The 20,605-nt window shown below is 70.2% G+C and carries 13 protein-coding genes; 3 read left to right on the top strand and 10 right to left on the bottom strand.

What is annotated here, in order from left to right; translation table 11 throughout:
- Nucleotides 1-160: 160 nt before the first annotated feature.
- From gap to uvrC, 6 genes are all read right to left on the bottom strand, one after another.
- Entirely contained in the window at nt 161-1,171 is a 1,011-nt protein-coding gene (gene gap, locus ACZ5XS_RS37030; protein WP_468658931.1) for a type I glyceraldehyde-3-phosphate dehydrogenase, read from the bottom strand.
- A gap of 226 nt (nt 1,172-1,397) precedes the next feature.
- Entirely contained in the window at nt 1,398-4,349 is a 2,952-nt protein-coding gene (locus tag ACZ5XS_RS37035) for a M14 family metallopeptidase (RefSeq protein WP_468658933.1), read from the bottom strand.
- 153 nt (nt 4,350-4,502) lie between these two features.
- Nucleotides 4,503-5,492 carry a DNA-binding protein WhiA gene (gene whiA, locus ACZ5XS_RS37040; RefSeq protein WP_217235683.1) on the bottom strand — a complete coding sequence of 330 codons (990 nt, stop codon included), beginning with the start codon at nt 5,490-5,492 and terminating at the stop codon, nt 4,503-4,505.
- On the bottom strand, nt 5,483-6,550 hold the full coding sequence (locus ACZ5XS_RS37045) for a gluconeogenesis factor YvcK family protein (protein WP_468658935.1): 1,068 nt from the start codon (nt 6,548-6,550) through the stop codon (nt 5,483-5,485). Before ACZ5XS_RS37045 ends, whiA begins: the two co-directional genes overlap by 10 nt.
- Nucleotides 6,547-7,506, bottom strand: a complete 960-nt coding sequence (gene rapZ / locus ACZ5XS_RS37050) for an RNase adapter RapZ (protein ID WP_468658937.1) — start codon at nt 7,504-7,506, stop codon at nt 6,547-6,549. The genes ACZ5XS_RS37045 and rapZ overlap by 4 nt, the downstream gene beginning before the upstream one ends.
- Nucleotides 7,503-9,578: an excinuclease ABC subunit UvrC gene (gene uvrC, locus ACZ5XS_RS37055; RefSeq protein WP_468658939.1), complete on the bottom strand. Its 2,076-nt coding sequence runs from the start codon at nt 9,576-9,578 to the stop codon at nt 7,503-7,505. Before uvrC ends, rapZ begins: the two co-directional genes overlap by 4 nt.
- 500 nt (nt 9,579-10,078) lie before the next feature.
- On the opposite strand from uvrC, the gene ACZ5XS_RS37060 reads away from it, so the two are divergent.
- From ACZ5XS_RS37060 to ACZ5XS_RS37070, 3 genes are all read left to right on the top strand, one after another.
- On the top strand, nt 10,079-11,026 hold the full coding sequence (locus tag ACZ5XS_RS37060; RefSeq protein WP_468658940.1) for a hypothetical protein: 948 nt from the start codon (nt 10,079-10,081) through the stop codon (nt 11,024-11,026).
- 146 nt (nt 11,027-11,172) lie between these two features.
- Nucleotides 11,173-12,348: a LacI family DNA-binding transcriptional regulator gene (locus ACZ5XS_RS37065; RefSeq protein ID WP_468658942.1), complete on the top strand. Its 1,176-nt coding sequence runs from the start codon at nt 11,173-11,175 to the stop codon at nt 12,346-12,348.
- Nucleotides 12,345-13,250 (top strand): carbohydrate kinase family protein, encoded by a 906-nt coding sequence (locus ACZ5XS_RS37070; protein ID WP_468658944.1) that lies wholly within the window; start codon nt 12,345-12,347, stop codon nt 13,248-13,250. The genes ACZ5XS_RS37065 and ACZ5XS_RS37070 overlap by 4 nt, the downstream gene beginning before the upstream one ends.
- Before the next feature lie 53 nt (nt 13,251-13,303).
- On the opposite strand, the gene ACZ5XS_RS37075 is transcribed toward ACZ5XS_RS37070, so the two are convergent.
- The 4 genes from ACZ5XS_RS37075 to uvrA form a co-directional block, all read right to left on the bottom strand.
- Entirely contained in the window at nt 13,304-14,809 is a 1,506-nt protein-coding gene (locus ACZ5XS_RS37075; protein ID WP_468658945.1) for a toll/interleukin-1 receptor domain-containing protein, read from the bottom strand.
- Nucleotides 14,806-16,758, bottom strand: coding sequence for a TRAFs-binding domain-containing protein (locus tag ACZ5XS_RS37080; RefSeq protein ID WP_468658947.1), 1,953 nt, complete (start codon nt 16,756-16,758; stop codon nt 14,806-14,808). The genes ACZ5XS_RS37075 and ACZ5XS_RS37080 overlap by 4 nt, the downstream gene beginning before the upstream one ends.
- Nucleotides 16,755-17,234, bottom strand: coding sequence for a DUF4231 domain-containing protein (locus ACZ5XS_RS37085; protein ID WP_468658949.1), 480 nt, complete (start codon nt 17,232-17,234; stop codon nt 16,755-16,757). The genes ACZ5XS_RS37080 and ACZ5XS_RS37085 overlap by 4 nt, the downstream gene beginning before the upstream one ends.
- Nucleotides 17,235-17,455: 221 nt before the next feature.
- The gene (gene uvrA, locus ACZ5XS_RS37090; protein WP_468658951.1) at nt 17,456-20,539 is read right to left on the bottom strand and encodes an excinuclease ABC subunit UvrA; all 3,084 of its coding nucleotides are present in this window, start codon (nt 20,537-20,539) and stop codon (nt 17,456-17,458) included.
- Nucleotides 20,540-20,605: the final 66 nt, after the last annotated feature.

Here is a 20,605-nt window from a genome sequence, read left to right on the forward strand (position 1 = left end):
GGGGGGGTTGTGGGGGTGTTTTGGGGGGGGGGGGGGGGGGGGGGGGGGGGGGGGGTCGGGGGGGGGGGGGGGGGGTGGGGTGGGGGGGGGGGGGGGTTTGGCCCCCCCCCCCCCCCCCCCCCCGAGCCCTGCTCTCACATCAAGGTGCCTGCTCTGTCGATCAGAGCTGGTTGCCGACGAAGACCGTCAGGTCGACGAGGCGGTTGGAGTAACCCCACTCGTTGTCGTACCAGCCGAGGATCTTCACCGAGTTGCCCTCCTGGACCATGGTCAGGGAGGAGTCGAAGGTGCAGGAGGCCGGGTCGCCGACGATGTCCGAGGAGACGATCGGGTCCTCGGTGTAGGTCAGGAAGCCCTTGAGGTCGCCGTCGTCGGAGGCCTTCTTGAACGCGGCGTTGACCTCGTCCTTGGTGACCTCGCGCTGCAGCGTCACGACCAGGTCGGTGGCCGAGCCGGTCGGAACCGGGACGCGCATTGCGATGCCGTCCAGCTTGCCCTTGAGCTGCGGGAGCACCAGGGCGGTGGCCTTGGCGGCACCCGTCGTGGTCGGGATGATGTTCTCGGCGGCGGCGCGGGCGCGGCGCAGGTCCGAGTGCGGGAAGTCCAGGATGCGCTGGTCGTTCGTGTACGCGTGGACCGTCGTCATCAGGCCCTTGACGATGCCGAAGTTCTCGTCGAGAACCTTCGCCATCGGCGCCACACAGTTGGTGGTGCAGGAGGCGTTGGAGATGACGTGGTGGTTCGCCGCGTCGTACTTGTCCTGGTTGACGCCCATCACGATGGTGATGTCCTCGTCCTTGGCCGGAGCCGAGATGAGGACCTTCTTGGCACCGCCGGTGATGTGCTTCTCGGCGTCGGCCTTCTTGGTGAAGATGCCGGTCGACTCGATGACGATGTCGACGCCGAGGTCGCCCCAGGGGATGTCGGCGGGGTTGCGCTCGGAGAGAACCTTGATCGTCCTGCCGTCGACGGTGATCGTGTCGGCGGTGTGCGACACCTCGGCCTTCAGGCGGCCCAGGATGGTGTCGTACTTGAGCAGGTGAGCGGTGGTCGCGGTGTCACCCAGGTCGTTGACAGCCACGATCTCGATGTCAGCACCCTGCTCCAGCAGCGCGCGGAAGTAGTTACGACCGATGCGGCCAAAGCCGTTGATGCCTACGCGGATCGTCACGAAACCGATCTCCTCGTTGGTACGCCGGGTTCGAATCCGGCGAGCTGTATGGGATGTCCCCGACCGCCTACGACCCTACCCCCCTGAGCCCTGCGGGGTGACATCGAGATGGCCCATACACGGCAGTGCGGTCCGTACCCACCAGTAGGGGTACGGACCGCCCCGGCCCGAAGTCCGGATCACCCGATCTGATCACGAAGGATCACACGCGGTTGACCGGGTGGGTTCACCCCTCGAGGGCCGCGAGTGCCTTCCTCATCAGAGTCGTCCGCTCGGCCGCCGAGGTGACGTGTTCCAGGCCGAAGCCCAGCAGCACGGTGTCGTCCGTGGTGACTGCTCCGTATGTCTGGAAGAGCGCCCCGGTGCGTGCCCAGTCCTTGAGGACGGCCGGGCTGCCCGCGGGCGGTCCGGACACGCTCCAGACGCCCAGCGACGTCTCGAAGCCCTCGGTCTGGGTGGCGGTGCCGCCGACGACCAGCGAGGCCTCGTCGGCGAGGACGCCACGGCCGCCGCTGCCCGGGTCGGTGACGTAGCTGATCGAGACCTCGACCGACTTGCCGGCGTAGGCGCTCAGGTCGAAGTTCACCTGCCGCCAGCCGCCGGAGGAGCCGGTGAGGGCGTTCCACGCGCCGGTGGTACCGGTCGCGGTGCAGGCGTCGGACGCCACGGTCAGGTAGTGCTCGAGCTGGGGGTGCTCGCCCACGTAGTACCCGGCCTCGCACTCCGCGGGCACGGCGGTGCCGGTGGCACCGCCCGCCTCCGGGAGCGTGGTCCAGTCGCCGGCCCCGGTGGTGTGGGCCTCGACCAGCACGTTGTCGTAGCCGGGCTCGGTGTCCCACAGCAGCCGGGTGCGCAGGGTGGGCGTGTCGGCCGCGCTCACCCCGGTGAGGTCTACGGTCCGGGTGAGCCGCTTGTAGGCGTCGTCGGTGTGGACGGCGGCGGCCATGAAGGAGCCTGCGTACGGCCCGTACGGATTGGCCGTCCCGGCGAACTGACCCGCGCCCGCACTCGCGAACTGCGGGTAGGTGTCCGCAGGCAGCTCGTCGGACGTCACGCCGTACGTCCCGGCCCGGTCCAGCGGGTTGCCGGCCGCGGGGCCGAGCGCGCCGGTGAAGCCGCCGAGCTTGCCGGACCCGGTGAAGCCGGTGGCCCCGGAGGTCGACGTACGCGTGTAGGCACCCAGGTAGTACTGGCTGAAGTCGTTCGACAGGGTGCCGCCGCCGAGGTCGACGCTGCCGCCGGCCAGCTCGCCCGCCTCGACCAGCTTGCCGCCCTCGTTCAGGAAGGCACGCAGCTGCAGCTGGGTGGCGACGCCCGGGGTGCTCGCGCCGGTGTAGTGGACGACGGTGTCGAAGTGGCTCAGCACGCCGAGCGCGTCGGGCGCGCCCTGGGTGGCGACGTCCCACACCAGCGCCTTGTGGCCGTTGGCCTTCAGCGCGTCGACGTAGGTCTGCGCCTGCGTGGCGGCCGCGCCCTCCTCGGCGACCACGAGCGTGTCCGCCCTGGGGCGTTCGGCGATGGTGTAGGTGAAGCGCTCGCTGGAGACGGCCTTCCCGCTCTTCGTCTCGCCGGTGAACCACACCTCGACCTTGTCGCCGGGCTCGCCGTCCTTGGCCTTGGCCCGGTACTCGTCGAAGTAGAGGTTGTCCTCACCGCCGTACGTCTCGCCGCCCTTCCATGCCTTGAGCGCCATGTCCCACGTACGGCCGCCGTTGACGCGGTACTTGAGCTCCTTGTCGCGCACGGACTTCCGTACGACGACCGAGATCTCCTGGTCCGCTCCGCGCGAGTACGACGTCGGGAAGGCGGCCGGAGTGAAGTCGGCGGCGCTCAGGCCGGCCGCGGACTTCGGCTGGTCGGGCTTGGCGGCGGTCTCGGCGAGGGAGAGCGCGAACGGGATGTTCTTGGCGAACTCCTGCTGGATCAGCTTTTCGTCGTCGGGGAAGTTGAAGACCGACTGGCAGTCCTTCGCGTTCCAGGCGTCGTTCGGATCGAGGTCCGAGACGGTCTGGCAGGTCGACATCTCGGGGGTGAACATCGCCATGCCGTTGACGTTGGCCGCGTGGCCGTCCGCCTCGCCGTTGGTGGTGTACAGCTCCGAGGAGACCTGCGGGTGGTAGCCCGGGACCGCGGGGTTCTCCGGGGTGCCGGCGAGCGCCTCGTAGAGCACGTCGTCCGGAGTGGAGGTGGCGACCTGCCAGCCGACTCCGTAGAGAAGGAGTTGGGCGGCGGAGTGGTAGTTGATGCCGTACGTGAAGCCGATCCGCTTCTGGAAGGCGTCCAGGGCCTGGGTCTCGGGCTCTGAGCCCGGGGCGGCGCCGCGGTAGGTCTGGCTGGTGGGGTTGGGGGACGAACCCTCGTCGTCGTAGCCCCACTTGTAGGAGAAGTTGCGGTTCAGGTCGACGCCGTCGCCGGTGGTGATGGCCCCGTCGCCGTTGTTGTCGCGCAGGTTCTTGCGCCACAGACGGTTGTCGGAGTTCTGGAAGGTGTAGTCGTACCCGTCGGGGTTGGCCGACAGGACGAACCACAGCTCGGTCGAGTCGACGAGCTTCTTGATCTTCTTGTCCGTCTTGTAGCCGTCCAGATAGTGGTGCATCAGCCGGCGGGTCATCTCCGGCGTGATCCACTCGCGCGCGTGCTGGTTGGACAGGTACAGGACGGACGGCTTGGAGCCGTCCTTCGCCTTCTTCGCGCCCTTGGTCATCTTCAGGGCCAGGATGTCCTGGCCGTTGACCGTCTTGCCGATGGAGACGACCTTGGTGAGGTCCGGGTTCTCCTGGCCGGCCCTGACGATCTCCTCCTTCAGGCCGCCCTTTCCGCTGTACGGGCGGAACACACCCTCGGCGGCCGCCTCGACGCGGTTCTCCGCCCTGGCGGACAGCTTGTGCTCGGTGAGGCCGACACCCTGGTCCTCGAGCTTCTCGGCCTGCTGGTCTGTGAGGTAGACCTCGACCGTGGCCTCGCCCTTCTCGGGTACCACTTCACTCAGTTCGTGGCCGTCCTGGCCGGCCGCCAGCAGCAGGGGTACCTGCTTCTGCGTGACGTCGGCGCGGAAGACCTTGACCTCGCTTGGATCGGGAGAGCCTTCGCTCCCTGCGGCCTGGGCGATGGGTGCGATTCCCGCACCGCCCAGCAGGAGCGCGCCAACAGCGAGGATCGGTCTCGCTTTTCGTCTCATGAACCCCCCTAGCAGTGGTTCGCCACGTCGGCGAACAGATGCCAGGCTCATGTCAGTCCACGATCCAGTCAAGGGGGCCTCAACGACACGCAAAAGCCGGTGCCGATCACCCAAGTGGGCGTCGGCACCGGCGTGTTGTACGTACCGCGCACATCACCCCACGAGGTTGTCCGCCATCTCCTCGGTGATGCTGGACTCCGTGCCGGGGATGCCGAGGTCCTGGGCCCGCTTGTCGGCCATCGCCAGCAGGCGGCGGATCCGGCCGGCCACGGCGTCCTTGGTCAGCGGCGGGTCGGCGAGCGCCCCCAGCTCCTCCAGCGAGGCCTGCTTGTGGTCCATGCGCAGCCGGCCGGCGGCGGCGAGGTGCTCGGGCACGTCGTCGGCGAGGATTTCCAGGGCACGCTGGACACGGGCCCCGGCGGCGACGGCCGCGCGCGCGGAGCGGCGCAGGTTGGCGTCGTCGAAGTTGGCGAGACGGTTCGCCGTGGCACGCACCTCGCGGCGCATCCGGCGCTCCTCCCAGGCCAGGACCGACTCGTGGGCGCCGAGCCGGGTCAGCAGGGCGCCGATCGCGTCACCGTCACGGACGACGACCCGGTCCACTCCCCGTACCTCTCGGGCCTTCGCCGCGATCGACAGGCGGCGGGCGGCTCCGACCAGGGCGAGCGCGGCCTCGGGGCCGGGGCACGTCACCTCCAGCGAGGAGGAGCGGCCCGGCTCGGTGAGCGAGCCGTGCGCCAGGAAGGCTCCGCGCCAGGCGGCCTCCGCGTCGCACGTGGCGCCGGAGACGACCTGCGGGGGCAGGCCGCGGATCGGGCGGCCACGGCCGTCGACCAGGCCGGTCTGCCGGGCCAGCTGGTCACCGCCGGCGACCACCCGCACCACGTAGCGCGAGCCGCGGCGCAGTCCGCCGGGCGCCATCACGATCAATTCGGAGCTGTGGCCGAAGATCTCCAGGATGTCCCGCTTGAGGCGGCGGGCCGCCATCGCGGTGTCCAGCTCCGCCTCGATCACGATGCGCCCGCTCACCAGGTGGAGGCCGCCGGCGAACCGCAGAACGGCGGAGACCTCCGCCTTCCTGCAGCAGGTACGGGTGACGGGGAGCCGGGAAATCTCGTCCTTCACCGCTGCCGTCATCGCCATGGGCCGATCCTTCCATGCATCCGAAAAATACGGTCGTACGCGGCGGCCAACAGCTCCGGGTCGTGCCGAGGAGTTCCGTCACTCCGGGCGACCGGGGCCAGCTCGACCGCGGCACCGAGCCGCTTGGCGGCCTCGGTGAGCATTTCGCGGTCGGGCACGGCGGCCTCGTCGGCCAGCACCACGTCCAGGGCGAGTTTAGGGGCGTGTCGTCCCAAAACCTCCAAATGACGCTGCGGGGAGAAGCCATCGGTTTCTCCCGGCTGCGGGGCGAGGTTCAAGGAGAGCACCCGGCGCGCCTTCGTCTGGGTGACCGCGTCCAGGAGATCGGGCACGAGCAGGTGCGGGATCACCGAGGAGAACCAGGAGCCGGGGCCGAGGACCACCCAGTCCGCGTCGAGGACGGCCGCCACCGCCTCCGGCACCGCTGGCGGGTCGTGCGGCACCACGTGCACGGACTGCACCTCGCCGGGCGTGAGCGCGACGGTCGCCTGGCCCCGCACGGTGTCGACGTCGTCGGGCCGGTCCGGGTCGTGGCCCTTGACCAGGGCCTGGAGCTCCAGCGGTACGGCGGACATGGGCAGCACGCGCCCGTGCGCGCCCAGCAGCCTGCCGACCAGGTCGAGAGCCTGGACGTGGTCGCCGAGCTGCTCCCACAGGGCGACGATCAGCAAATTGCCGACCGCGTGTTCGTGCAGGTCGCCCTTGGACTGGAAGCGGTGCTGGATGACCCGGGCCCAGGTCTGGCCCCATTCGTCGTCGCCGCACAGTGCGGCCAGGGCCTTGCGCAGGTCGCCGGGCGGCAGCACGCCCAGCTCGTCGCGCAGGCGTCCGCTGGAGCCGCCGTCGTCGGCCACGGTGACGACGGCGGTGAGGTCACCGGTGATCCGGCGCAGTGCGGCCAGCGAGGCCGACAGGCCCATGCCGCCGCCGAGGGCGACCACCTTGGGCTGGGCGCCACGGCGGCGCGGCTTGGCGCCACGGGCCTCGACGGGCCGGCTCGCGCGGCCCTCGGGCACGGCCCGGCGCAGTTTGCTCAGCCGGGGAGTACGTCCCGTCATTCCCGTCCCATGTCCCGGTGCACGACCACCGTCTCCACGCCCTCGGCCGCGAGGCGCGCGGCCAGCTTCTCCGAGGTCGCGACCGATCGGTGTTTGCCACCCGTGCAGCCGATGGCGATGGTCACGTACCGCTTGCCCTCACGGCGGTAGCCGGCCGCGATGAGCCTGAGCAGTTCGGCGTACCGGTCGAGGAACTCCTTGGCACCGGGCTGGTTGAAGATGTACGCGGCGACCTCCTCGTTGAGGCCGGTGAAGGGGCGCAGCTCCGGGACCCAGTGCGGGTTGGGCAGGAAGCGCATGTCCGCGACCAGGTCGGCGTCGACCGGGAGGCCGTACTTGAAGCCGAAGGACATGACGGTGGCCCGCAGCTCGGGCTCCTCCTCGCCCGCGAACTGGGCGTCCATCTTGGCGCGCAGCTCGTGCACGTTCAGGCTGGAGGTGTCGATCACCAGGTCGGCGTCGCCGCGCAGCTCGCGCAGCAGCTCCCGCTCGGCGGCGATGCCGTCGACGATGCGGCCGTCGCCTTGGAGGGGGTGCGGGCGGCGCACCGACTCGAAACGGCGCACCAGGGCGTCGTCGGAGGACTCCAGGAAGACGATCCGCCGGGTGACCTGCCTGCTGTCGAGGTCGGCCAGGGACTCGCGGAGGTTGTCGAAGAAGCGGCGGCCACGTACGTCGACGACGACCGCGATCCGCGCCACGTTGCCCTGGGAGCGGGCGCCGAGCTCCACCATGGTGGGGATCAGCGCGGGCGGAAGGTTGTCGACGACGAACCAGCCGAGGTCCTCCAGACATTTGGCGGCCGTGGAGCGACCGGCTCCGGACATACCGGAGATGATCACCAGCTCGGGGATGGCCGCGTCCGGGACCGCGGCCGTCTCGTTGGGCGTGCCCGTACTCACTTGTGCTCCGTCTCCGGCTTGGCCTGGTTGCACGTCGTGCTCGTTCACATTCATGTCTCCTGCCCCCGTCGTTCGTCCGGGGCGCCCGTCGCCACGGGCTCCCCACCGGAACCCATGGTGTCGGGTTCCTCTTCCATGATCTCTCCAGTCGCCGTGTTCACCGCCGGCGTGGCCGGAGCCGTCCGGGCGAGGGTCACGGCGATCGTCTCGGCCGTCTTGCGGCCTATGCCGGGAACCTCACAGATCTGGTCGATGGTGGCGGATCGCAGTTTCTTCAACGAACCGAAATGCTTCAGCACTGCCTGCTTGCGCGCATCCCCGAGCCCGGGGACCTCGTCCAGAGGGCTCGCGCGGAAGCGCTTGGCGCGCTTGGCGCGCTGGTAGGTGATGGCGAAGCGGTGGGCCTCGTCGCGGACGCGCTGGAGGAGGTAGAGGCCCTCGCTGCTGCGGGGCAGGACCACCGGGTCGTCGTCGTCCGGCAGCCAGACCTCCTCCAGGCGTTTGGCCAGGCCGCAGACGGCGATGTCGTCGATGCCGAGCTCGTCGAGGGCCTTCTTGGCGGCGGCCACCTGCGGCTGCCCGCCGTCGACGACGACGAGCTGGGGCGGGTAGGCGAAGCGCTTGGGCCGGCCGTCGTCGTCCTTGAGGCCGTTGCCGTCCTGGAGGACGGTGCCGTCCAGGCCGTCATCGAGGGCGTCCTCGCCGTCCGTCCACTCCCCCGTCCGCTCCTTCTCTGCGAGGTAGCGCCGGAAGCGGCGGGTGAGCACCTCGTGCATGGAGCGGACGTCGTCCTGCCCCTCGAAGCCCTTGATCTGGAAGCGGCGGTACTCGCTCTTGCGCTGGAGCCCGTCCTCGAAGACGACCATGGAGGCCACGACGTCGTCGCCCTGGAGGTGCGAGATGTCGTAGCACTCGATCCTGAGCGGGGCGCTGTCCAGGCCCAGGGCGTCGGCGATCTCCTCCAGCGCGCGCGAGCGCGTGGTCAGGTCGGAGGCGCGCTTGGTCTTGTGCAGGGCGAGCGTCTGGAGCGCGTTGCGCTGCACCGTCTCCATGAGGGCCTTCTTGTCGCCGCGCTGCGGGATGCGCAGCGACACGTTGGACCCCCGGCGCACGGTCAGCCACTCCTGGACCGGCTCCACCGGGTCGGGCAGGGCCGGGACCAGGACCTCCTTGGGGACCGAGTCGCCGGTCTCCTCGCCGTAGAGCTGCTGGAGGGCGTGCTCGACCAGGGCTCCGGTGGTGATCTCCTCGACCTTGTCGGTGACCCAGCCGCGCTGGCCGCGCACGCGGCCGCCGCGGACGTGGAAGATCTGCACGGCTGCTTCCAGCTCGTCCTCGGCGACCGCGATGAGGTCGGCGTCGGTCGCGTCGGCGAGCACGACCGCGCTCTTCTCCATGGCCTTCTTCAGGGCCCCGATGTCGTCGCGCAGGCGGGCCGCCCGCTCGTACTCCATCTCCTCGGCCGCCGCCGTCATCTGCTTCTCCAGGCGGCGCAGATACGTGCCCGTGCGGCCGGCCATGAAGTCGCAGAACTCGTCGGCGAGTTCGCGGTGCTCCTCGGCCGAGACGCGGTCGACGCAGGGTGCGGAGCACTTGCCGATGTAGCCGAGCAGGCAGGGGCGGCCGGTACGGGCGGCGTTCTTGAAGACGCCGGCCGAGCAGGTGCGGACCGGGAAGACGCGCAGCAGGAGGTCGACGGTGTCGCGGATCGCCCACGCGTGGCCGTACGGCCCGAAGTAGCGCACGCCCTTCTTCTTGTGACCGCGCATCACCTGGACGCGCGGGAACTCCTCGTTCATCGTCACCGCGAGGTACGGGTAGCTCTTGTCGTCGCGGTACTTGACGTTGAACCGGGGGTCGTACTCCTTGATCCAGGAGTACTCCAGCTGGAGGGCCTCGACCTCCGTGGACACCACCGTCCATTCCACGGACGCGGCCGTGGTGACCATGGTGCGGGTGCGGGGGTGCAGGCCCGCCAGATCCTGGAAGTAGTTCGCCAGGCGCTGGCGCAGGCTCTTCGCCTTTCCGACGTAGATCACCCTGCGGTGCTCGTCACGGAACCTGTACACCCCGGGAGAGTCCGGGATCTGTCCCGGCTTGGGGCGGTAGCTGGAGGGGTCGGCCATGTCTCACACCCTACTGGCGGGGGCTGACAGCGCGGCGAGCCTGTGGACGACGGTCCGACGCCCTCACGGGGACTCCGGGAGGGGAGAACCGGGAAGCGCCGGTACGCGGCGGTAGCCGTCGTCGGCCTCGGTCGCCGTCGGTGGCCTTCTGGCAGGCGCGCCCGGTGGGCCGGGGCGGTGCGGGCGGGCTTCCTTCCGGTTTCCGGGCTCCGCCGGAACTCGTCCACATGTGTGACCGGGCTCATGGAGACGGCCGGCCCCAGGAGTCCGGTCGCACGAGCGGAATCCCGCCCAGGTCCGTCGCCGCGCGAAGTCGGCCAGGTGTGCACCGCGGTTGGGCATCAGGTGTTGTCGGGGCTTGGTCAACACGCTTCAATGCGGGGGAACTCGGGCCCTGAACGTCGGCGTACGGATGTGAAGACCCCGGCGCCGGATCGGGGGCCCCGACTCCCGCGAACGGTCTGACCAGCCGTTGTGAACATTCACAGAAAGGCCCCTGCATGCCGCACGCCACACAGCACGCGGACGTCGCCACCGCGGAACTGGACTCGGCCCTGCGTGTCGGGCCCTTCCATGTCGCGCTGCGCGCCGCGATCGCCGCCCGCGGGCTGCCGCTGCAGCGCGTGCAGCACCATCTGTCGCGCCACGGGGTCAAGGTCGGCGTGACGAGTCTCAGTTACTGGCAACAGGGCGCCCGGCGCCCGCAGCGCCCGGAGTCGCTGCGGGCCGTACGGGCGCTGGAGGAGATCCTCCAGCTGCCGGAGGAGTCCCTGATCCGGCTGCTCGCCCACACCGACGAGGACCCGGCCGCAGAGCGGCCCGCGGCACGCTCCTACCGTTCCCTCGTCGAGGCCTCCGGCGTCCTGGAACACCTGCTGGCGGAGCTGGGATCGCCGCTCGACGGCGGGCTGCACACCGTCGGGCACCACGAGCGGGTACGGATCGGCGGGCGCCGCGAGCTGGCGGGGCGCGAGTCGCACCACATCGTGCGCGCCCACCGGGACGGCGTCGACCGCTTCGTGGCCGTCCACCACGGCGACCCGGGGTGCGCTCCGGAGCGCATGACCGTCCACGCCGTGGAGAACTGCCGGACGGGACGCGTGCGTTGCGACCACGACACCGGGGTGCTCGTGGCCGAGCTGCTTTTCGACACGCGGCTGCGGGCCGGCGACACGTTCCTCTTCCGTTACGGCGTCGAGGACGGCACGGCCGGTGTGTCACGGGAGTGCGTCCGCGGGTTCGGGCCGGCGGGCGGCCAGTACGCGCTCCAGGTCCGCTTCGACAAACACGCGCTGCCGGTGCGCTGCCACCGGTTCGCCCAGCATTCGGCGGCGGCGCCGCGCAGCGGGCGCCAGGAGCTGGCCCTGACCGGCCGGCATCACTCCGTGCACCTCGTCGAACCCCGGGTGCGGTCGGGGATCGTGGGGATCGGGTGGGACTGGGAGTGACTCCCTGGGCCGGGGTCGGTGACCGCACGTAAGCGTTTGCGCAAGCGTTTACGTGCGGGCTGGTATGCGATACGTTCCCGGTGCCGCTACCGCTGCCGTCTTCTCTGCTGCTGCTTCGGCCGCTGCCGTTCCGGGAGGAGGACCCCATGCCGACCATGGCCGACGTCGCACGCAGCGCCGGCGTGTCCGTCGCGACCGTTTCGCACGTCCTGAACGACACCCGGCCGGTCCTGCCGCACACCCGCCAGGCCGTGCTGGACGCCGTGGCGGAGCTCGGCTACACGCCCAACACCCTCGCCCGCTCCCTGGTGACCTCCCGCACCCGGTCCGTCGGCCTCGCGGTGTCGGCGATCAGCAACCCGTACTTCACGGACATCCTCCAGGGGGTCGAGGCCGCCGCCCTGGAGCACGGCTACGGCCTGCTCATCGCCGACCCGCACGACGATCCGGAGCACGAGCTCAAGGTCGTCCAGCTCCTGCACGAACGGCGGGTGGACGGCATGATCGTCGCGCCCTCCGCCGAACCGCGGGAACTCGTCGCCTACCTCACGCGTCACGACGTACCGGCCGTGTTCCTCGACCGGGTGATCGACTTCCCCGAGGACCGCGCACCGCGCTTCGACCAGGTCTGCGCCGACAGCGCCGAGCCGACGGCCCAGCTGGTCACCCATCTCGCCGGGCTCGGCCATCGGCGGATCGCCCTGATCGCGGGCCGGGCCGGGCTGAGCACCACCGGCGAACGGATCACCGGGTACCGGCACGGCCTGGCCGCCGCCGGGTTTCCCTACGACGAACGCCTCGTCGTGCACGGCGACTCCGGGTCGGACGGCGGCGAACGGGCCACCGCGGCCCTGCTGTCCCTCGCCGCGCCGCCCACCGCGCTCGTCACCGCGAACAACGCGATGACCATCGGCGCCCTGCGCGCTCTGCGGGAGCACGGCCTGTCCGTGCCGGACGACATCGCCCTGTGCTGCTTCGACGACTTCACCTGGGCCGACCTGTTCACACCGCGGCTCACCGCGATCGCCCAGCCCGGCAAGGAGATCGGCGCCCGGGCGTTCCATGTGCTCCTGGAGCGTCTCGCCACGCCGGACCGGCCGGCCCGGACCGTGCGGCTCGCCTGCACCTTCGTCCACCGCGCCTCGTGCGGCTGCGACGACGAGGCGGGGCCGTCGGCGGCGCAGGGCTCGCAGCTCCGTCAGCCGTCACAGTCCGCTCACCAGCTTTCGCAGAACCCTCAGCAGCCCTTGCAACCCCCTCGGTCCGCGCAACCCCAGCAGCCCCAGCAGCCCTCGCAGTCCAAGAGAGGAACCGTCGCGTGATCGTCGTCGCCGGAGAGGCATTGATCGACCTGGTACCGCAGGGCACGGGCGCCCTCGCGGGCCTGAAGCCGGCGCTCGGCGGCGGCCCGTACAACACGGCCCTGGCCCTGGGCCGCCTCGGCTCCCCCACGGCCTTCTGCTCCCGGGTCTCGTACGACGCCTTCGGCGAGGCGCTGCTCGACGGGCTGCGGGCGGCGGGGGTGGACGTGACGGCCGTACAGCGTGGCACGGAGCCGACCACCCTCGCGGTCGCCACGATCGACACGCACGGTTCGGCCGCCTACTCCTTCTACGTCGACGGCACCGCGGACCGGCTGTTCACAGCGCCCGCGGAGCTTCCCGCGGGGGCCCGGGCGGTCTCGTTCGGGACGTGCTCACTCGTCCTGGAACCGGGCGCGAGCGCCTACGAGGAGCTGATGCGGAGCGCGTCCGCGCGGGGCGTGTTCACCGCGCTCGACCCGAACATCCGGGCGGGGCTGATCCCCGACGCGGACGCCTACCGGGCGCGCTTCAAGAGCTGGCTGCCGTCGGTCTCCCTGCTCAAGCTCTCCGAGGAGGACGCGCTGTGGCTGGGCGGTACCCCGCGCGAGTGGCTGGCCGCGGGGCCCTCGGCCGTCGTGATCACCCAGGGCGGCGACGGGATGACGGCCTTCACCAGGGACGGCGCGGTGCACGCGGTGCCGGGCGAGAAGGTCGACGTCGTCGACACGATCGGCGCCGGCGACACCGTGAACGCCGCCCTGTTGCACGGCCTGGCCGACCGTGACGCCCTGTCCCCGGAGGCGCTCGCCGGCCTGGGCGCGGACGGCTGGGCGCGGTTGCTGAGGTTCGCCGCGCGGGCGGCGGCGATCACCTGCTCGCGCGCGGGGGCGGAGCCGCCCTACACGGCGGAACTGGCCTGAGACGCCGGCCGTTCCGTGGGACGGAGCACCCCGGGTGATGCCCCGGCGGTCCGCTACTCGTCGAGCAGCAGCTGGAAGGCATCGGCGAAGGAGCACCCGCGCCGGCGCCGGACCGCGTGGATCAGTTCGAGCGCCCGGACGAGTGAGGCCTTGCCGCCCTCCGCCCAGTTGTCGAGGTTGAGGACCCGGGCGGTCTCGGGGCTGTTCCGGTCCGCCGGGACGCTCCGCAGGACCTGCTCGTACGCCTCGTCGCCCGGCTCCTGCGCGCGCATCGCGAGGATCTCGTCGCGCGACGCCGGGACGAACACGCAGAACAGCAGGCTCGGGTGGAGGATGTCGAAGCCGAACGCGAGACCGGTGACCTTGAGCGCGGAGGGCGGGTAGAGCCCGTCGAGGCGCGGCGAGACCTCGCTGGACAGGCCGCGTCGGGCGGCGGCGAAGGGGCTGGGAACGCCCGTCGGCACGTAGGACCCGTCGAGGGCGTTCTCGGGGAGGCCGTCCGCCGCCGAGGGAAGCGGATTGAGGAGCCGCCCGGTCCGCGGATCCGCGTCGTCCAGGTACCGGTTGAGGTTCTCCGCCACGGCACAGGTGAGGCCGCCGGGGTAGGTGACTCGCCGGGACCGCTCGCCGTAGAGGACATGGCCGTCCTCCGTCACGATCGTCACCGCGTTGTCCATGATGTTGGACAGCCGACTGCCCGAGACGTCACCGTCCCTGATCAGAGCGTCGAGCTTCAGGTAGTACCGGTACACGTGGAGCGGGGGCGAGTCGCCCTGCGTCTCTCTGAACGCCTCGTCGAGCCCTTCGTAGTCGTACCAGCCCACGGGGCCGAGCCGGAGCGTGAGCGCCGGAACCTCCAGTGCCGACGATTCGTCGACCGGTGAGGCGCGGAAGTCCAGCAGGCGTGTGTTCGGGCCGTCGAAGAACACCTGGCCGATGGCTTCCGCGCGCTTCTTCTTGGCTTCGATCGTGCGGTCCCGGGCCTGCGCGAGTTCCGGCGGGATGGCCAGGGGAACGTGCTCGTACTCGACCCGCACCCGGTCCTCGGTGAAGTACACGTCCTCGGCGCCCCAGAGCCTGACGGCTCTCACCCACCCTCCCGGGTGGTAGTACAGCTTGTCCCGGGCCGCCTCTTCGACGGAGCCCGGCGGGAAGTCGGGGCCGCCCGCCTTCCCGCTCTCGACCAGTTCCCGCACGAACCGGGCGTACTCGCTCGGGCCCGTGACGTGTCGCAGGCCGTCGAACGGCATCGGCATGGAGGTCAGCGCCTCGTCGAGGACGAAGACCAGTGTCTTCTCCCGCCCGAAGGCCATTCCGACCTCCAGCCACACCCATGGGGACTCGAGGCTGGCCGGCGACAGGTAGATCACCACATGTGAGGACTGTTCGATCGCGTTCCGGACCGTGCCGAGGATGTCCGCCCCGTGCCGGATGTCGCGCCGGTACTCGAAGTGGCGCACGCCCTGCCGGTCGAGTTCGGCCAGGAGTTCGTCGACCTGTGCCGCGTCCCGGCTGGAGAAACTCACCATCACGTACGGCTCGGTGGTCCCGTATGTCACAGGGCGTTCCCTTCGGCGGGTGCGGGGATGGCCGCGAGCAGCGGTGCAATCACCTCGGGCGGGTCTCCCACCGCCATGAGGAACTCGAGTTGGCGGCGTATGGAGGCAAGTTCGGCGCCGTCGGCGGAATGGGCCGCGAAGGTGTAGTGGCGCAGTGCCTCGACGGGCGGTTCCGAAGCCATACCCTTGTCCAACAGGTGCTGATGCAGGGCGAGTTCGGCCAGCGTCGCGTGCTCCCAGGTGTCGTTCGGGCCGACCGGCCGGCGCTCGACGGCGAACCGGACCACCGGGAGCAGGGACTCCGCCAGCGCCACGTCGTCCTGGCCGCCGTCGAAGTGCTGCCCCCTCACTCGTACCAGGGCAAGGGCGTTGATCCCCGGGTAGTAGTCGCCGGGATCGGCCTCCATGCCCTTGCGATAGGCCTCGATGGCGCGGTCCAGGTGGGAAGGGGCGTTCTCCTCCGCAAGCCGGAAGGCGAGCTCGAAAGCCCGTTTGGCCGCACTGCCGAGCAGTCCCCAGGTTTCGGAGGAGCCGGGATGGTGGCGGTCGAGCAGCAGTAACCTGCGCTCGCCGTCCTTCAGGTACTTCAGCCGCTCCTCGGGCGTTCCGTCACGGTGGATCAGTGTGAGGGCGTATCCCTGCTGCATGCGGATCCGGCCGAAGGAGACGTCGGCCGCGGCCAGCGGCTCGAGCAGCCTGCGCCCCTCATCGAAGCTGCCCAGTTTCACGAGGGCCAGCCCGATCTGCTCCAGCTGGTCGCGGCAGTTGCTGTCGGGTAGTCCGTCCGCCCGTACCTGGTCGGCGAGGTCGAGCAGTTTCCCGGAGTCACGCAGTGCCGCCGCGAGGTTGATCTCCTCGCTGTAGCGCGTGAGCCGCGAGAAGAGCTCCACATCGGCGTCGGGAGGCAGTTGTACGGGCTCCAGCGCCGGGAACACCGCCCACACCGGGCTGTCGTCCCCCCGCTGCGTCGCGCTCAGCGCGGCCTTGAGCTTTCGAATGGCGGTGACCGCCTGCCGATCGCTGACCTTCTTCATTCCCCGCTCGTAGCGCTGGATGGTGGAATGCCCCAGGTCGAAGGGCGGTGTGACCCAGTTCGGCGCCATCAGGAGGGTGGCGTGGGGCCGCCAGGCGTGTCGCACGCCCAGTTCCCACAGGACGTTGGGGTTGAGCGTGGCGAGGTCGGCCACGAAGAGGTCGGCGGTGTTGATGCTGTGCAGCATGCGCGCGTCGATGCTCTTCAGGCCGGCTTCCAGATCCGTGCGGATCGGCCGGTATCCGCTGTCGAGGAGGGCGGGTACGACCACCCGGTGCCAGGACTGGTCCGCCTCGAACCGCTTGAGGTCCCGTGTGGAGTCGGCCTTGACGCCGTACGGCATGGCGACGAACGCGGTCGGCGCCTCGGGCTGGATCTGGGAGGGGTCGAGGCGCAGCACCAGGTGGCCGAGGGCTTCGGCGGACCGGGCGAGGGACTCGGTGTGGTCCTCTCCCGCGCGAGGCCCCTCGGTCACCGCGACCACCACGAGCTCCTCGGGCGCGTCCGCTGCCTGGACCGGGTCGCGCATGCTGTCGCGGGCGTGGCTCAGGATCGCCTGGTTGACGGCGCGGAATCCGTCGTCGTCGGCCCCCGCTCCCGGTACGGGGATCACGGCGGCCTTCGTCTGCGCGGTCAGCGTGCGAAAGCGCTCCTCCCATCGCGGCCCCTTGTCGGCGACTGAGGCGCTCACGAACTCCTCGGGGTCCTCGGTGACCAGGAGTTCGACCGGGATACCGGCGCGCAGTGCCGCCCCGGCGGCGAGCAGGTCGGTGCCCGCGGCGGCGGAACCCACGACGAGCCGCGGCCGGAGTCCGGCGATGAGGAGCTTCAGACGCTCCTCCAGCCAGTCCACGGCCGTATCGGGGAACACTCCGTCCGGCCCTGAGGGACGCCGACCGGTAAAGACGATGATCATGTGGCCTCCCGTTCCACCCAGTGGGTGGTTTCCTGTCCGATGATCCGCTCCACCATCTCGGCCAGCAGGGTGTCGACGTCGGCCGTTTCGCCGTAGTGCCCCGCCCGCGCCAGGTACAGGTAGTGCTCGCGGCGCAGACCCTCACACACGGACCGGTAGTTGATCCAGTTCTCCTGGAACTTGAACAGTTGCTGTGCGCCCTCGATGACCGCGACGAGGGCGCCCATCAACGCCGGGATCCAGTTGGGCGCGGAGGCGGCGACGGTCACCGGAAGACCGGCCGCCAGCATCAGTGTGGCCAACTTCAGCTGTTTGAAGCGGCGTTGGGCGAGACCGCTCTTCCGGTCGAACCAGTTCAGCTGGTCCTGGAGCCGGTGCCAGGTGACGTCGGCAGGCCGTGCCGCCCGTGGTTCCAACGGCCCGCCCCGAGCTGCCGGAATATCAGGTTCCATCACCGGCTCCCCCTCCGTGGTCATCAGCGGGGCGTGCCCGCGTCGTCACGGGCCGTTCCGCCAAGGTCACGATGGCGTAAGCGCAGGGGCGGGGCAAGAACGCATGGGGGCGGTCCACCCTGGAGGAGGGCGGACGCGGACCGCTGCGGGTGCTTGTCCGCGCCCCGCAGCGGTCCCCTCCAGGTGACCCCTGGCCCAGCTCCCCCGTCGGTGTCAGGCTCTCCCCGTCTGTTCGGCTCTCCTTGTCAGGCCTTGCGGGCCCGGGTCGTCTTCTTCGCCGGCGCGGCCTTCTTCGTGGCCGCGGTCGCCTTCTTGGCCGCCGTCGCCTTCTTGGCCGCGGTGGTGTCGACGTCCTCGGCCGTCGTGGTGGTCGTCCTGGCCGTCGCCGTCTTCCTCACCGCCGATGTGGCCGCCACCGCCTTCTTGGCCGCCGCCTTCCTGACGGCCGTCTTGCGCGGGGCCTTCACCGGGTCCGCGTCGCTGATCCGGTCGGAGTCGAGGATCTCGCGGAGGAACTTGCCGGTGTGGCTGGCCGGTACGCCGGCGACCTGCTCGGGCGTGCCCTCGGCGACGACCAGGCCGCCGCCGGCGCCACCCTCGGGACCCATGTCGACGACCCAGTCGGCGGTCTTGATCACGTCGAGGTTGTGCTCGATGACGATGACCGTGTTGCCCTTGTCGACGAGACCGGCCAGGACGGTGAGCAGCTTGCTGATGTCCTCGAAGTGCAGACCGGTGGTCGGCTCGTCCAGGACGTAGACCGTACGGCCGGTGGAGCGCTTCTGGAGCTCACTGGCGAGCTTCACCCGCTGGGCCTCGCCACCGGAGAGGGTGGTCGCGGACTGGCCGAGACGGACGTAGCCGAGACCGACGTCGTTGAGCGTCTTCAGGTGGCGGGAGATCGCGGGCACGGCCTCGAAGAAGTGCATCGCCTCCTCGATCGGCATGTTCAGGATGTCGGCGATGGACTTGCCCTTGTAGTGGACGTCCAGGGTCTCCCGGTTGTACCGGGCACCGTGGCAGACCTCGCACGGGACGTACACGTCCGGAAGGAAGTTCATCTCGATCTTGATCGTGCCGTCGCCCGCGCAGTTCTCGCAGCGGCCGCCCTTGACGTTGAAGGAGAAGCGGCCGGGCAGGTAGCCGCGGATCTTCGCCTCGGTGGTCTCGGCGAACAGCTTGCGGACGTGGTCGAAGACGCCGGTGTACGTCGCCGGGTTGGACCGGGGCGTACGGCCGATGGGCGACTGGTCGACGTGGACGACCTTGTCGACGAGGTCGTCGCCGTCCACGCGCGTGTGCCGCCCCGGAACGCTCCGGGCGCCGTTGAGCTCACGGGCCAGGTGCGTGTACAGGATGTCGTTGACCAGCGTCGACTTGCCGGACCCGGACACGCCCGTGACCGCCGTGAACACGCCCAGCGGGAAGGACACGTCGATGTCCTGGAGGTTGTTCTCGCGGGCGCCGTGCACCGTGAGCCGGCGGGACGGGTCCTGCGGGCGCCGGACGTCGGGCAGCGGAATGGCCTTCTTGCCGGACAGGTACTGGCCGGTCATCGACTCGGGGTTGGCGAGCAGCTCCTTCAGGGAGCCGCTGTGCACGACCTTGCCGCCGTGCTCGCCCGCGCCGGGGCCGATGTCGACGATCCAGTCGGCGACCTTGATGGTGTCCTCGTCGTGCTCGACGACGATCAGCGTGTTGCCCATGTCGCGCAGCCGGACCAGGGTCTCGATGAGCCGGTGGTTGTCGCGCTGGTGCAGGCCGATGGACGGCTCGTCGAGGACGTACAGGACGCCGACCAGGCCGGAGCCGATCTGGGTGGCGAGACGGATGCGCTGGGCCTCGCCGCCGGAGAGGGTGCCGGCCGCGCGGTTCAGCGAGAGGTAGTCCAGGCCGACGTCGACCAGGAACCTCAGCCGCTCGTTGACCTCCTTGAGCACACGCTCGGCGATCTTCTTGTCGCGGGCGCTCAGCTTCAGCCGGCCCAGGAAGTCCGCGCAGTCGCTGATGGACATCCCGGAGACCTCGGCGATCGACTTCTCCATGATCGTGACCGCGAGGACCACCGGCTTGAGGCGTGTGCCCTCACAGGTCGGGCAGGGGACCTCGCGCATGTAGCCCTCGAAGCGCTCCCGGCTGGCGTCGCTCTCGGACTCGCTGTGCCGGCGCTTGATGAACGGGACGGCGCCCTCGAAGGGCGTGGTGTACACACGCTCGCGTCCGTAGCGGTTGCGGTACCGGACCTCGATCTGCGTCTTGTGGCCGTGGAGCAGTGCCTTCTTGGCGCGCTGCGGCAGGCCGGCGAAGGGGATGTCCGTACGGAACCCCAGGGCGTCCGCGAGGGCACCGATCAGGCGGCCGAAGTAGTCCTTGGTGTGGCCGTGCGACCAGGGGTGGATGGCGCCCTCGTCGAGGGACTTGTCCTCGTCCGGGACGATCAGCTCCGGGTCGACCTCCATGCGCGTGCCGATACCCGTGCAGTCCGGGCAGGCGCCGAAGGGAGAGTTGAAGGAGAAGGAACGGGGCTCCATCTCCTCGAAGGACAGGTCGTCGTACGCGCAGTACAGGTGCTCCGAGTACATGCGCTCGCGCTCCGGGTCGTCCTCGGCGAGGTCGACGAAGTCGAGCACGACCATGCCGCCGGACAGGCCGAGCGCGGTCTCCACGGAGTCGGTGAGGCGACGCTTGGCGGAGTCCTTCACCGTGAGGCGGTCGATGACCACCTCGATGGTGTGCTTCTCCTGCTTCTTCAGCGTGGGCGGGTTGGAGAGCTGGATCGTCTCGCCGTCGACGCGCGCGCGGGAGTAGCCCTTGGTCTGGAGATCGGCGAAGAGGTCGACGAACTCGCCCTTGCGCTCACGGACGAGCGGCGACAGCACCTGGAAGCGGCTCCCCTCCGGCAGCTCCAGGACCTTGTCGACGATGGCCTGCGGCGACTGGCGCGAGATCGGACGGCCGCACTCGGGGCAGTGCGGCTTGCCGATGCGCGCGAAGAGCAGTCGCAGATAGTCGTAGACCTCGGTGATGGTGCCGACCGTCGAGCGCGGGTTGCGCGAGGTCGACTTCTGGTCGATGGAGACCGCGGGCGAGAGGCCCTCGATGAAGTCGACGTCGGGCTTGTCCATCTGACCGAGGAACTGGCGGGCGTACGAGGAGAGCGACTCCACGTAGCGCCGCTGGCCCTCGGCGAAGATGGTGTCGAAGGCCAGGGAGGACTTGCCCGACCCGGACAGGCCCGTGAAGACGATGAGCGAGTCGCGAGGCAGGTCGAGCGAGACGTTCTTCAGGTTGTGCTCGCGCGCGCCACGGACGATGAGACGGTCGGCCACGCCGGTCCGCACCTTTCTTGAGAGAAGTGACAGGGGCGAGGCCCCCGTGCTTTCTCAGACTAGGGG

This window comes from Streptomyces sp. NPDC033131, assembly GCF_055578365.1.